The 13,081-nt window shown below is 57.7% G+C and carries 9 protein-coding genes; 2 read left to right on the top strand and 7 right to left on the bottom strand.

Going from position 1 to position 13,081, the window contains the following annotated elements; translation table 11 throughout:
• Positions 1-14: 14 nt before the first annotated feature.
• From cysK to RISK_RS16770, 5 genes are all read right to left on the bottom strand, one after another.
• On the bottom strand, positions 15-974 hold the full coding sequence (cysK, locus tag RISK_RS16790; RefSeq protein ID WP_173442692.1) for a cysteine synthase A: 960 nt from the start codon (positions 972-974) through the stop codon (positions 15-17).
• The gene (locus RISK_RS16785) at positions 956-1,969 is read right to left on the bottom strand and encodes a 2-oxoacid:ferredoxin oxidoreductase subunit beta (protein WP_047815470.1); all 1,014 of its coding nucleotides are present in this window, start codon (positions 1,967-1,969) and stop codon (positions 956-958) included. Before RISK_RS16785 ends, cysK begins: the two co-directional genes overlap by 19 nt.
• 72 nt (positions 1,970-2,041) lie before the next feature.
• Positions 2,042-3,925, bottom strand: coding sequence for a 2-oxoacid:acceptor oxidoreductase subunit alpha (locus tag RISK_RS16780; protein ID WP_047815469.1), 1,884 nt, complete (start codon positions 3,923-3,925; stop codon positions 2,042-2,044).
• Between the two features lie 216 nt (positions 3,926-4,141).
• Positions 4,142-5,650, bottom strand: coding sequence for a hypothetical protein (locus RISK_RS16775; protein ID WP_047815468.1), 1,509 nt, complete (start codon positions 5,648-5,650; stop codon positions 4,142-4,144).
• An 89-nt stretch (positions 5,651-5,739) separates the two neighbouring features.
• Entirely contained in the window at positions 5,740-6,339 is a 600-nt protein-coding gene (locus tag RISK_RS16770) for a hypothetical protein (protein ID WP_047815467.1), read from the bottom strand.
• 174 nt (positions 6,340-6,513) lie between these two features.
• Here RISK_RS16770 and RISK_RS16765 point away from each other — a divergent pair, with 174 nt between their 5' ends.
• Positions 6,514-8,184 carry an adenylate/guanylate cyclase domain-containing protein gene (locus RISK_RS16765; RefSeq protein ID WP_047815466.1) on the top strand — a complete coding sequence of 557 codons (1,671 nt, stop codon included), beginning with the start codon at positions 6,514-6,516 and terminating at the stop codon, positions 8,182-8,184.
• Between the two features lie 53 nt (positions 8,185-8,237).
• Positions 8,238-9,296 (top strand): lysylphosphatidylglycerol synthase transmembrane domain-containing protein, encoded by a 1,059-nt coding sequence (locus tag RISK_RS16760; RefSeq protein WP_047815465.1) that lies wholly within the window; start codon positions 8,238-8,240, stop codon positions 9,294-9,296.
• Here the strand turns inward: RISK_RS16760 and RISK_RS16755 are convergent.
• A complete protein-coding gene (locus RISK_RS16755) occupies positions 9,270-9,647 on the bottom strand; it encodes a diacylglycerol kinase (protein WP_047815464.1) in 378 nt (125 codons plus the stop codon). The two genes, RISK_RS16760 and RISK_RS16755, sit on opposite strands and share 27 nt — an antisense overlap.
• Positions 9,647-12,970: an LPS-assembly protein LptD gene (locus RISK_RS16750; protein ID WP_047815595.1), complete on the bottom strand. Its 3,324-nt coding sequence runs from the start codon at positions 12,968-12,970 to the stop codon at positions 9,647-9,649. Before RISK_RS16750 ends, RISK_RS16755 begins: the two co-directional genes overlap by 1 nt.
• Between the last annotated feature and the right edge of the window lie 111 nt (positions 12,971-13,081).

The raw sequence follows: 13,081 nt of genomic DNA, 5'->3' as shown, positions 1-13,081 counted from the left end.
AGTCATAAATACCACTACAAGCCTAGGTCACCAAACAGCGGTGTGCTGAGATAGCGTTCTCCTAAGCTGCACATCACCGTGACAATCCGCTTGCCCTTCATATCAGGTCGCGCAGCAATCTGAGCAGCTGCCCACATATTCGCTCCGCTGCTGATCCCCGCAACGATGCCTTCTTGCTTGGCAAGCTGGCGCCCCCATTCAAATGCATCCTCGTCATCCACCTGAACGACGTCATCAATGATCGACGTGTCCAAGTTTCCGGGGATGAAGCCCGCACCGATTCCTTGAATGCGGTGTTTGCCTGGCGCCCCGCCACTGATCACGGGCGAGTGCTTTGGTTCCACCGCGAACGCCTTGAAGTCTGGGTTTTGTTTCTTCAAGTAGCGAGCCACACCGGTGATCGTTCCCCCGGTGCCCACGCCAGCAACAATCGCATCGATCTTGCCATCCGTGTCGTCCCAAATCTCAGGACCGGTGGTGGCTTCGTGGATCGCTGGGTTGGACGGGTTTTCGAACTGCTGAGGCATGAACGCGTTGTCGGTTTGATCGACCAACTCCTGAGCCGTGGTGATGGCTCCCTTCATCCCGTCGCCCGCCGGTGTCAAAACCAAGTTGGCTCCCATCGCTCGCAACAACGCACGGCGTTCCACCGACATGGATTCGGGCATCGTGAGCGTCAGCTTGTACCCTTTGGCGGCACAAACAAACGCCAACGCGATTCCGGTGTTTCCACTCGTTGGCTCGATGATATGCGTGTCGGGGTTGATGCTTCCATCACTCTCCCCGGCTTCAATCATCGCGACACCGATGCGGTCTTTCACACTGTTGAGCGGTTGAAAGAACTCGCACTTGGCAAAGACCGTCGCGTCACCCGAAGGCACCAAGCGATTGATCTGCACCATCGGAGTGTCACCGATCGCGCGGGCAATGTTGTCAAAAGTTTTTCCTCGAGACATCAGGCTGTAACCTCCCATGTATCGCCGCTACGGAACAGCTCAGACAGATCGCCTTCGCCGCGTGCCGCTTTGGCTTGCGTGACTTGCTCGTTGATTTGATCGTTGTAGGTCGACACTCCCGCAACGCTTCGCAGAACGCCAATCGGTTCCGGCATTTCAGGGTATCGCATTCGCGCCAACATCATCTGGATCGATGGATTCGGATCGAGTGCATCGTGAATCAGCAAATCGTCCGCTGGCACGTCGGCGGTGTTGACGACCTCGAGGTGGCTGCCCACCAATCGAATGCCCTTGTCTCGTTCCGCACCAAAGATCAGCGGTTTGCCGTGTTCCAGTTCAATCACATTGTCGGCACGTTGCTTGCGTTCTTGTGCGTAAGCCATCGCGCCGTCGTTGAACACGTTGCAGTTTTGATAAACCTCAACGAGTGATGTTCCTTTGTGCTCGGCAGCCGCCTTGAGTGTTTTGCCAAGGTGCTGAACATGAGCGTCAATGCTGCGAGCAACAAAGGTGGCTTCCGCCGCCAAGGCAACCGACAGCGGGCTCAAAGGGTGATCGATCGCCCCCATTGGAGTGCTCTTCGTGACCTGCCCTTCGCTACTGGTTGGGCTGTATTGCCCCTTGGTCAAACCATAGATCCGGTTGTTGAACAACACGATGTTGACGTCGAGGTTACGACGCAAGCAATGGATGAAGTGGTTGCCACCGATCGAAAGCGCGTCCCCGTCACCGGTGATCACCCAGACCATCAGATCAGGGCGAGTCGACTTCAAACCGGTTGCGAACGTCGGTGCACGACCGTGGATGCTGTGCATGCCATAGGTGTTCATGTAGTACGGGAACCGGCTACTGCAACCGATGCCGCTGACGAACACCGTTTTCTCGCGAGGCACGCCTAGATCCGGCAGGATCTTTTTCATCTGTGCGAGAATCGAATAGTCACCGCAACCAGGGCACCAGCGAACGTCTTGATCGGAGGCGAAGTCGGCGGCCTTGAGGACAGGGAGATTCATAAGATTGAATGATGGAGTGGGGGTGGTTTGGCAGTGTTGAACGACGACGAAAACGAAGGGGTCGGCGAACGCCTAACCCGCTTTGCTTTGCGAGTGCGTCGATGTGTGTTTGCCGATGGCTTCCACCAATTCGGAAACAGCAAACGGCTTGCCTTGGATCTTGTTGATCCCAATGCAGTCCACGAGAAACTCAGCTCGAAGCAGCATTCGCAACTGCCCGGAGTTCAATTCCGGCACCACAACCGTCTTGAACGATTTCAGCAAGGTGCCGATGTTGCGAGGCAGAGGGTTGATGTAGCGGATGTGAGCGTGGGACACCGAGTGGCCCGCCTCACGGCAACGAGTCACCGCCGTGTGACAAGCACCGTACGTTCCGCCCCACGAGACCACCAAAACGTCGCCCGAGGTTTCGCCGTAAACGTCTTGCTCCGGAATTCGCTCGGCAATCTTCGCAACCTTGGCTGCACGTGTGTCGCACATGTGTTGGTGGTTGGCAGGATCGTAAGAAACGTTGCCCGTGCCGTCTTCCTTTTCCAAGCCACCGACCCGGTGCATCAATTCTGGCGTGCCAGGGATCGCCCACGGACGTGCCAGATTCTCATTGCGAGCGTATGGCAGGAACGGCCCCTCGCCGGTGTGCTTTTCTGGATGAGTGCAAACGATTGTTGGCAACTCATCCATTTCTGGAATTTTCCAGGGCTCACTGCCGTTGGCGATGTAACCATCCGAAAGCAACATCACAGGGACCATGCATTCGGTGGCAATTCGCCAAGCTTCGACGGCCATTGCGAAGCAATCACCAGGCGAACGAGGTGCCAAGACTGGCATCGGTGCCTCGCCGTTCCGTCCAAACATGACCTGCAGCAAATCGCTCTGCTCGGTCTTGGTGGGCAAGCCGGTGCTGGGTCCGCCACGCTGAACGTTGATCACGATCATCGGCAATTCCAACATCACGCCCAATCCCATCGCTTCGCCCTTGAGCGCGATGCCGGGACCACTGCTGGCGGTGACCGCCATGGTGCCACCGAAGGCAGCTCCGATGGTTGCCCCAATGGCCGCGATTTCATCTTCGGCTTGGAACGTGCGAACGCCAAAGTTCTTGAACTTGGTCAGCTCGTGCAAAATGTCCGAAGCAGGAGTGATGGGATACGTTCCATAGAACATTTCCTTGTTGCTGATTTTGGAAGCCGCGATCAGCCCCCACGCAAGGGCTTGGTTGCCCATGATGTTGCGGTAGGTGCCCGGCGCGAGTTCCGCCGCTTCGACTTGATAGCTCTCACCGAACTCCTCGGTCGTTTCGCCATAGGCCCAACCGGCCCGCAGTGCCGCCACATTGGCAGCCGCGATGTCAGGCTTCTTGCCGAACTTGGCTTCAATGAAACGCAGGGTCGGGTCGAGCGAACGGCCGAACAACCAATACACCAAACCCATTGCGAAGAAGTTCTTGCAACGGTCCGCAATCTTGGTCGACAGTCCATGCTCGGCAACTGCCGCCCGAGTCAGCTTGGTCATCGCGACCTTCACCACCCGGTAAGACTGATCGATCACGTCCGCATCGAGAGGATTGCTCTCGACCTTCGCGAGCTTGTATTCCTTTTCGTTGAAACCGTCTTCGTTGGCGATCAGGATCCCGCCTTTGCGAAGGTCCGCAATGTTCGTGACCATGGCCGCTGGGTTCATCACCACCAACGCGTCCAAGGTGTCGCCCGGCGTGAAAATTTCTTCGCTGGCAAATTGAACTTGGAATCCAGACACGCCCGCCCGGGTCCCTCGTGGGGCTCGAATTTCGGCAGGAAAGTCGGGGAAGGTGGCCACGTCATTGCCAGCCAACGCCGAAGTGTTGGTCAGCTGAGTGCCCAGCAGCTGCATCCCATCGCCCGAGTCACCGCACAAGCGAACGGTGATCCCCGAAACGGATTCAATTTTTTTGTTGGTCGTCGGCGTAGAAGTGGTCATGGATGCGAAATCGCCCTTTCGGGACGTTCAAGCGGGTCGACCCAGCCAGCCCGAAGGGCGGTTGAAAGCTCGGTCGAATCGAAAAGAGGGTAATATTCTGCCAGTAAGCGACCGAAAAGGCGATCGAGCCAGCAAAAAGTGTTGGACTTTACGGATTGTATCGATCAATCCGGTTAGGAAACTGACCCGAATTCTAACTTTTTTCCCAATCCAGCGTCATACCCGTTCCATCTCACGAACGTAAACCGCCAAGGAAGTCTCGAACGTGGAAGCGTCGATCTTGTACTTCGGGGCGGCGTCCGTGAATTGATTGCAGTGTTCCACCAACACCCGGTACAGAAAACGGAACAAATGCCGCGGCACTCGCAACGATTCAAAGGCCGACAACATCCGCTCGTAAGACAACGAATCGTCGAACAATTCTTTTGGATCGGGATGTTTCCCCTCCGACGCACACGCCAGCATCCGTGAACGCGTCAGGTCGTACAGCGATTCACCGGTCCACGAGAAAGCGGGGATGACATTCTGCTTGTCCAACCGGGCGCGTTCGTGGAACTCACGCGTTTCACGCTCGGTGTCGCGGTAAAGCTCCTCCGGCAGCATCAGCTTGAACCCCATTCCGGGGTGCTTCAGCAATTTGTTGTCCAGCAGCGGCCACACAAATCGACGCATCAATTCCGGTTTGCCGCCCGTCATGTGGGGCTCGTCGACTCGGTCCATCAGCACAATCACTCCATCAAACCCCAAACGTCCGAGCAGCGACTGGAACTTCCGCAGCAATTCATACCGATCGTCGGTGCGGTCGTAGCGAGGCAGCGGCTGACTCGCGAGTTCCTTCGAGGGGAACTGCATCAGAACCTTGCGAACGGAAGACGTCTCTCGTTTGCCAACCCGCATGTGACGGTGAATGCCCATCGCGGCGAACTGGTTGCGGCACCACCGGATCAGATAGGGCAGCTTGCCAAAGAAACACAGCAGCGGAATGAACCAGAGCAGGTTCCAAGTGCGAACGCCCTCTTCATCGGCAGAGTTCCAAAACAACCAACCGAACACACCCACCACCAGCATGCACCAGCCGATCGCGAACCATAGATCCAGCGACGCGTTCCAGTTCGAATACCCCAGACGCTTCCGCAGTTGCTCAAACCGCCCCGAAAACGTCGACGAAGTCGACTGGTCGTAAGAAGCGGCCAGCAACAACAAATCGCGAGCGTCGTTGCGGTCGAGTTTGGAAAGTTTCGCGGTGTCAATTCGATTGCCGTTGTCAGCTTTGGGGCGATGCGAGTCGCCTTCCAACAACACCTGATCGACCAGTTCGGTCACCCCCAGGCACAGAATTGCGTCCATGTGATCCCACAAACGCCAAGCATCCAGAGCCTTCTCGGGCTTGCGCGACGCACGCCGTCCCAGGCGTTCACAGAAGTGATCCAGGAACGGATTGAAGTCGTCGTAGCGGATGATGTAGACGCGGCCGTCCGGATTCTGGGCGTTGAAGTGCACCAGATGCCGGTCGACCTGCAGCCGCATCGCGGTCTTGCCGCTGCCCTTGGGCCCAAAAATGATCGCCGTCGCCGGTTCAGTTGGGTCCCCGTACACTTTGTCCCAAGCCGGGTGATACGCATTCTGAATGCAGTGCTGCTTGAACACCGGGTCGGTCTGCGCATCCTCCTCCGCGAACGGATTGCGAGCGATGCCGTGATGTTCCAAAAAACTTTGCGTGTTCAAAGGATCAATGTCCGAAAGGAACGACCAAAAGAGCCGGGGGTTTCAAAGGTGCCGCTGCGATCACAGACGGCACGCCGAACAAAACAGTGTCACTCGCCAATCGAAGCGATCATTTTCTTGAACGCATCACGATTGGATTCGATCAGGGAACGGGGGCCGATCATTTTCACGAAGTACTTGCGGCCTTCCGGGTGAACCAAAATGGCCCCCAGCATGCCGTAGTCCTCGCGTTTTACAACGCGTCCGCCCGAGAAGGGACCGCCGCCCATGGTCTCGCTGAAGTTACCCGAAATTTCAATCACGTGGGTTTGCCAATCACCCTGCTTCTTTTCTTCGGTTTCGCCAATCTTCTTGTCCGAACCGCTGAATTGATTCTCCCAGCGATCGATGTTGGCTTTGACGTCGCCACCGGCCGCCATCATGGTCACCCGAGCCGAGGGGGCATCGTCGCCTTCGCCTTCTTGAACCGAGAATTCGTGCTCGATGATCCGGCTGCGAGGCGTCGCTTTCTTGAATGATGCTGGCACCTCCAACGATCCCGCTCCGAAGACGTCGACCGTGGCGGGCTTGGCCGTGGCGGCATCTTGAGCCTGAACACTGCTTGAGGCCGCAACAACGACAAGCAGGAACGCTGGCAGAGACAAACTGACGACACAACGATTGAGAACACACCGATTCAAAACGGACATGGAGCACCTCGTGGAAGGACGAATGATACGAAATCGATTGGATTCGATCTCAGGCTCTCCACCATAGCAATTCACGCACCCGATTATGAGGGGCTGGCAAAGAAACAGTACACTGCCGACTTCCGCCAGCGACCTCTCCCTGAATCGCCCTTCCAGTCCCGTTTGAAACGCCCGATGTCGCCACCGATCGCCGAACCGCCTCGCCGCTGGACTTGGGCTCAACGTCACGCGATGTTTCTCGTCGGGGTCTCGCCGATCATCGCGAATGTGATCGGCAGCGTCTTCAACATTCTTTACAACCAAACGCAGATCCAGCCGCTGCTGTCGCCAGCACAGATGGACCGCTTTCATGCCTGCTGGCAGGTTTTCAACCTGTTCGTGTACCCGGTCGCGATCGCCTGCTACGTCGTTCCCCTTTGGCAACTCCGGCGCGTCCACCGAGCCCTGCTGGACCATCAACCCGTCGATCCGGCAACCCTCGCCACCGCTCGCCGACGAGTGATCCATTTGCCGTGGTGGTTTCTGCTGGTCGCCGCGATCGGTTGGCTCTCGTGCATTCCCGTGTTCCCGCTGGCCATCGCATCGGCGGGCGAACCGCTGTCCGGATTGGTCGTTTGGCACCTGATCACGTCCTTTGTAATCGCCTCTCTGATCGCGGTCACGCAGAGTTTTTTCGCCGTCGAACTCACCGCGCAGGCCACGTTGTTTCCGGTGTTCTTTCAAGACAGCAATCCAGCCAGTGTTCCCGGAGCCGTTCCGCTGAGCATTCGGGCGCGCGGAATTCTTTGGGCCTTCTCCGCGGTTGTCTGCCCTGTGATCTCGCTGGTGATGTTGTTGATCGTGCCCGATGCAGCCAACTTGTCGCCGATGTTTGGTGTGACCGTGGGCATCGTGGCGATCGCGTTTGGACTGATCACCAGTTGGATGCTCGGGCGATGGGTCACCGCACCGGTGATGCAGTTGCAACGCGCCGCATCCAACGTCGCGCGAGGCAACCTGGACGTGCGAGTGAAGCTCCTTCGTAGCGACGACTTTGGACACTTGATCGAACGATTCAACCGGATGGTCGACGGATTGCAACACCGTGAAAAGTTGCAGGAGACATTTGGTCGCCACGTCGGCCGCGAAGCCGCGAAACAAATCATGAACCAAAGCGATGGTCTCAACGGCAGTGAGCAAGTCATCTCGGTGATGTTCGTGGACGTGCGCAACTTCACTCGCCAATCATCCCAGCTTTCGCCAACACAAGTTGTCCACGCACTCAACCTGTTCTTCCAAGAAGCGGTCGAAGTCATCGAATCCCACGGCGGCATGGTCAACAAGTTCTTGGGCGATGGCTTCATGGCGATCTTCGGTGTTGGCGGCAGCGCGGTGGATCACGGCGGCAAAGCAGTCGCGGCGGGCCAGCAATTGGCAACGTCGATGGCGGACAAAACGGCCCTGATGCGAGAAGCCGGCTGGGAAGAATTCGCGATTGGAATCGGTATCAACACGGGGCCGGCAGTGGTCGGCTGCATCGGTTCCCCCAAGCGACAGGAATACACCGCGATTGGTGACACCGTGAACATCGCCTCGCGAGTCGAGTCGCTGACCAAACCGCTGGGCCATTCCCTGCTGATCACGCAGTCCACGCGAGACACCTTGCCTGAATCCTTCCCGGCGGTCCCCTTGCCGGAGCAAATGGTCAAAGGCAAAACCACCGCCCTGGCGGTCTTTGCAGTCCTCGATCGCGCCGAACCGCCCAACCGACCCGCCACGTCAGATCCAGTCGACGACAGGTGTGAGTCGACATCACAAACAGCGATCTCCGACCGGGACATGCAGAACACCCCGGGGCATCCCTGAATCGGGACCGCATCGCCTATCCGAAGCGATGACCGCGAATTATTCTTGCCGGCATGCCCGAACACTATCAACGCTACGCGATCACCTTGATCAAATTCGCGGTTCCAGTTGCCATCATTTGGTTTCTGCTGAGCCGGATTGAACCCGCTCAGTGGGATGACCTGACCGCCCGGTCGATCAACCTCCCTTTGCTGGTTGGTGCGCTCGCCGTTGCCATTTGCGCGCTCTTGGTGTCGTTTGTCCGGTGGTGGGTTCTGGTTCGCTGCCAAGGCATCCCGCTGAGTCTGATGGAAGCCTTGCGGTTGAGTTCGATTTGCTTCCTGCTGAGTTTTGTCTCCGCGGGCAGCGTGGGCGGCGACCTCTTCAAAGCAGTTTTCCTGGCCAGACGTTCGCCGGGTAAACGGATTGCCGCCGTCGCGTCCGTGGTCGTTGACCGAGGTGCGGGACTGTACGGGTTACTGCTGCTTGTTTCCGGTGGCCTGCTGATCCATCAATCGCAAGACCCGTTCGAATTCAACGGCATCACGATCGACGACATCAAGGTCATCACGATTGTGATGCTCTCGGTGGGCTCCGCTGTCCTGGCGATGCTGGTCTTCGGCGGCAAGTTTGTCGACACGCTGATGCAACGTGGCGAGAAGCTTCCTGTGGTCGGTTCGCTAATCAAGCACGTCGGACCACCGCTGCGGATGTTCCACCATCATCCCTGGGCATTCGCTTCGTCCCTGTTGATGAGCCTCGTTGTGCAGGGCCTGCTCGTGGTCAGCATGTATCTGATTGCGGTCTCGATGTACGACTTGCCTCCGACTTTGGCCGAACACTTTGTCATCGTTCCCATCGGCATGTTGATGTCCGCCTTGCCGCTCACACCTGCCGGGGTAGGCGTGCTGGAAGTGACCATCGAAACCCTCTATCACATCGTTCCCGCGAAAACGACCGATGCGTCGGGGACGTTGGTCGCCCTGGCGTTTGAGCTGGTCAAAGTCGTGATGGCGATCATCGGCACGATCTTCTACTGGACGGCCGGACGCGAGGTCCAAGAAAGCCTGGAAGAAGCCAACACCAGCGAAGCAGCCAACAGCGAGTCAGGCACCGAACAGCCGACCGCATAGCGGCGGAAACAGCACGATCAATCCGACCGCCACGGCGGCCAGACTCATCACCAACACAGCCCCCGCCGCGACATCGAGTGCCTGCCCGATTCTTGGGTGATGCTGCGGGTGCAAAACGGAGACCAACAACTCGACCGATGAGTTGATCAACTCCGCCGTCAACACACCGCCGATCGCCAGAATCAAAACGGCCCATTCAACTGGACTGACGTCCAACCAGGCTGCCATCGCGATCACCGCGGCAGCAACTGGCAAGTGAACCCAGAAACTGCTTTGCCCACCGCAGGCAAACCAGACCCCAAGCGTCGCACAGCGAAACTTCGAGGCCCAAGACCCTGGTTTCGAAGCCATCACTCCAGCCCTTCGACGCCTGGTGGAGGAATCAACTGACCGCCTAAACGCCCCAACCGACTCGAGGGCAGGAAGCGAGGTTCCACCATGAAACCAATGCTCGTGTTGTCCCGCCCGGCGTCGACGTTGGCAGCCAATTGAACCAAGAACGATTCGCCGACACGGGTCAGTCCCAATGTCTGACCCACGTTGCCGGTCTCGCCAAAGTCATACACGTTTCCGGCTGAAACAATCCATTTGTGATTCAAACGGTAGTCCAAACTGGTCCGCAGCACGGTGCTGCTGATCGGCCCTTCCATCGACAGCAATCCAACATACAAATCACCCAGACCTGGCCGACTGGTTCGGAACCCGGCACTGACCGAACGAAGTCCGTTGTCGAAGGAATCAATGTAGCCATCGCTCAGCAAGGTGAACCGATCGCCGATGTTGTACTGCGCGTCATACATCGTCGGGCCCAGCGTCTCACCAAAGTTATCGCGATCTTCTTTGGGGTACAAAATCGTTTCCATCTCGAACCGGAACAGATCGACGATCCGTTCACGCCCTGGCAAGCCGCGTTTGGTTTGAAAGCGATGCTTCATCCCCAATCGCAATTGCTGCAGGTCATCGACAACCGTGTCACTGGAACTGGTCACGTTTCGCTGAGTGCCCTGCCGAAAGGCATAGTTCCTCGGATCAAATTGGGGTGGCAAAGTGCCGGCGAACAACGTCCCTGTGAACACACGCCGAAATTCTTCTTGAGCGTTGTCATCCAGCGAATCGTAGTACGGCAACTCGTCCAAGTCCGTGTCACTGTCAGCATAGAAGTACTCCGCCGACCAATCGATTTTGTGAGCCAACCCGCGAATATTCAGCAGCGAGCTTTGGATCGTCGGATCGACTCGCGACATCGGCAGGTTCAATCGCAGACCGCCGCCGCCCCACAATCGTGTCAGGTCATCGCCATCGGCACCTTCGCCGTAGTACGCCGCTTCGCCGATCGCAAACGGGATCACTTTAACGGGGCCGGCGTCCAGCGGAGCCGAGATTTCCTGTCGTGTTCGGGTCACCACACCTTCTCGGTCCAGTTCGCCAGGCAGCGTGTACGTGCCCGCCGCAATGACGGGGTCTTCCGGGGTGTCAGCAACCTGCAAGTGCTTGTAGCCAATCTCGTTGTGCATCGACCATGTCAGTGAGTCACCCAAGATCGATCCGCCGAGAGCGTAGTGCTCGATCGTCGGCAACTCTTCGGTTTCCATGAAGAAGTCGTTGACTTGAAAATTGGCCGCGATGTCCAACATCTGCGAACCAGCGTACTTTCGGAATCGCAATCCAGTCCGCTGATCCGCGTCTTGGTCCCATTCCGATTCGAAGTACTGTTCCAGGAAATTGCGGTCACTCAAGTAGCCGACTTCAGCGATGAATTCCCAATCGCCAGGCAAGTGGTGCCGATGCCGCAAGGTTGCTCGACCGCGATAGGTTTCTTCCGGCTGCAAATCACGACGGCCTTGTCCCAAGACATCCAACCCATCGTCTTTGATCAGGTAACTGTCGTAGGTTCCCGATGCCGGTCCACCGAACCCGAACAAACTGGGCAGGGCATACGTCGTTCGCGTCCCCACGGCTGGGCCGCGTTCGCTCAAGTAATCCGTGAGCAACGTCGTCTCGACACCCGCCGGCGGATTCGTGAACCCGAGCAGCTGAAACAAATCCCATTCCAACAGCACCTGCGAACCGAAGATATCATCGTTCCGAACGTCGGCACCGGTCAGATAAAACGTTGGCTTCCGGAGCGGTGTCGTGAACCTGGGCCAAGCCAGCACGGGCACGCCACCTAAGTACACGAAGTTGCCGCCGCTGGTGACGATCGGTTCGCTGTCTGCAATCGGTTGTCCCGTGATCGGATCGGCCCGCACGATCGGACGCTGCGTCAACTCCAATCGATTGCTTTGCAGCCAATAGCGAGGCACGCCCATGCGACTGCTTGTGAAGGCTGCATCGACGGCGACATAGTTGCCTCGGTTGATTTGCTGCATCACCTCCGCTTTCAACCGCACCGTCCCTTGGTACTCGGGAATCGTGGTGATGGTTTCCGCGTCCAAGACCATGCCAACTTCACGAGTGACGTTGTAGTACATCGACTCGGCATAAATGATTCGGTCGCCTTGCCGGAAAACGATGTCGCCTTCGAGGTACAGCTCCCCTTCGCTGGACTGAAAGTCTTGCGTGCCTTGGAACACATCACTCAATCGCGGCATCCAAGCAACGATCCGATTGGCCGACAACGACACCGTGCCCAAGGGCATGATTTCACCGCTGGGCAAACGAGCCGATACGTCTCGCACCAAAACAGTGACACCGCCTCGTGCGATGACAACCGATTCGGTCGTGCCGGGACGATTGATGTACTGAAGTTCCGCGGGAGTGTTTGAGCCTCGAGAGAAAACCTCGATCGCTCGCGTTCCGCCACCGACAATGAATGGCACGCCACCCGTGGTCCCACCGTCCGGCGTCGCAATCGCGGGCGGCGGGGTCTCCATGACAGGTGGTTGAAAACTCTGAATGGGAGCTGGCAGGGTGGAAACCGCTGGCGGATCGAGCACCAACCCACCAGACGGCAAATTGGGCTCGCCCATCACGGGTTCGAGATACTGAACCGGCTGGACGGGTTGGGAAGATTCCGTCCCAGACGCGCCGGGCAGGCTTTGCGACGCCTGCTGGACGGGCGTTTTGCTCGCCTGCGTCGTTGCCTCCGGACGAATCCCCATCTTCGTCCACCAATCCGCTGGAATCTCGGCTCGGCCGCGGTACTGATCCGCGCGGACAATGGGAACCGACGTCAGGCTGACGGTCTGAACAATGGGTTGTTCCGTCGTCTGTCCTGGCCCCAGTTTCACCCGGTCCATCAACAACTTCGCCGTCAGATTTTTTTGTTTTCCAGACAAAGCCACCAAGATCGCAGCCGCTTCGTATCGCTTGCCTTCAAATTGCAATTCAACATGGCCACGCAACAACGTGTACTCCCGCGAGCCATCTTGCCAGCGGTGCACGGCATCGCCGGACAACTGCAAGGTCTGTGAAACATCGGTGACTTCGTAAACCGAACGCTCCGTGATTTCTTGCGCAAGAACCGGCGAAAGACTCGCCAGCACGCAAATTGCGGCACCCATCCAGGTGGCGATCGTTGTCCGGGTCGGCCCGCAAAGCGCAGCAATCAACCTCGCCAGCGGTGAGTGTGTTTCACGCGAAGGACGAGGCAAGGTGTCGAAAGGTTGGAACCGATCAGCCAAGCGGGTATCAGCTCGAACGGGAAATACGGATGGAATGACTGCACAGACCAACGCGAAATGAATCGCGCGATCCTGCCGCGACCCTACGAAAGCCAATTGACCACCCACAAGCCAAATTCTGCTGGAATCAGCCAGCCGCCTGGACAACCTCGCCTCCGGCAC

Source organism: Rhodopirellula islandica (genome assembly GCF_001027925.1).
GTDB lineage: Bacteria > Planctomycetota > Planctomycetia > Pirellulales > Pirellulaceae > Rhodopirellula > Rhodopirellula islandica.
This window is presented reverse-complemented; position numbering and strand designations above follow the sequence as displayed.

Bases quoted from the DNA above. Each gene is read 5' to 3' on its own strand.
- RISK_RS16780 (WP_047815469.1), bottom strand. From the start codon at position 3,925: ATGACCACTTCTACGCCGACGACCAACAAAAAAATTGAATCCGTTTCG.
- RISK_RS16765 (WP_047815466.1), top strand. From the start codon at position 6,514: ATGTCGCCACCGATCGCCGAACCGCCTCGCCGCTGGACTTGGGCTCAA.
- RISK_RS16755 (WP_047815464.1), bottom strand. From the start codon at position 9,647: ATGGCTTCGAAACCAGGGTCTTGGGCCTCGAAGTTTCGCTGTGCGACG.
- cysK (WP_173442692.1), bottom strand. From the start codon at position 974: ATGGGAGGTTACAGCCTGATGTCTCGAGGAAAAACTTTTGACAACATT.
- RISK_RS16760 (WP_047815465.1), top strand. From the start codon at position 8,238: ATGCCCGAACACTATCAACGCTACGCGATCACCTTGATCAAATTCGCG.
- RISK_RS16785 (WP_047815470.1), bottom strand. From the start codon at position 1,969: ATGAATCTCCCTGTCCTCAAGGCCGCCGACTTCGCCTCCGATCAAGAC.
- RISK_RS16770 (WP_047815467.1), bottom strand. From the start codon at position 6,339: ATGTCCGTTTTGAATCGGTGTGTTCTCAATCGTTGTGTCGTCAGTTTG.